The following is an 884-nucleotide window of genomic DNA, read 5'->3' as shown; positions in this document are numbered from 1 at the left end:
CCCCAGGCCTGCAGCTCGATCCCCTCCGCGGCGCACACCGGGCCGAGGCGCCCGGCGTCGGCGTCCGCGGGGGCGTCCGGGTGGTTGGCGAGCACGACCGACTCCACGAGGGTGCGGTGGTGCAGGCCGAGCTCGACCTGGACGCACGCCAGCCCGGTCCCGTCCGCCGCCTGGCTCTCGAGCTCGCGCTGGAACTCGAGGACGCGGCCCACGCCGAGGTTGGAGACGCCCAGCTTGCCGACCAGGCCCGCCTCCCGCGCGTCGAGGAAGGCGCGCACGGTGTCGGCCACGGGCGTGAGGACGTCGGGCCGGTGGATGATCAGGGTGTCCACGCGCTGCTCGCCGAGGCGGGACCTCCAGCGAGGCGCGCACGTGCTCGGGCGAGGAGTCGTAGCGGGTCAGACGCCGCCCGGCCGGGTCCGTCTCGTGCAGGACGATCCCGCACTTGGTCTGCACCTTCAGGGCGGAGCGCTCCTCGTAGGGCAGCTCGTGCAGCAGCCGGCCGACGGTCTCCTCGGAGCGGCCGGCCCCGTAGATGTCCGCGGTGTCCAGCAGGTCGACGCCGGCCTCGATCCCGGCGCGCAGGGCGCGGCGGGCACGCTCCACGGCCGCCTCGGCCTGCGCTGCGCCCGCGGGCCCCTCCGGCCCCGCCCCCGGATCGGCGTCCGGGGGCGGCGGGGGAACGGACCCCCAGGCCATGGTCCCGAGGACGATCGGGGTGGCCGGGGTCGGGTCGAGGTCGAGCGGCGGATGCGTGGAGGCTGTGCTCATGGCCTCACCGTCTCACGTCCGCCCGCCCCGGGTCCGGACCCGCCGCCCTGTGATGGGATGGGTCCATGAAGCTCGCCACGTTCCGCCAGCCCGACTCCGACGCCGCCTACCCC

General features: G+C 76.2%; 1 pseudogene. It reads right to left on the bottom strand.

Annotated features, from left to right (window positions below):
* Positions 1-699 (bottom strand): annotated as a pseudogene (locus tag ACFWJO_RS38660) (aldo/keto reductase); the annotation flags it as partial.
* Positions 700-884: the final 185 nt, after the last annotated feature.

This window comes from Streptomyces sp. NPDC127092, from assembly GCF_042722475.1.
Classification (GTDB): Bacteria; Actinomycetota; Actinomycetes; order Streptomycetales; family Streptomycetaceae; genus Streptomyces.
The sequence above is the reverse complement of the archived record's forward strand: the minus strand, read 5'-3'. Positions and strand labels throughout refer to the sequence as shown.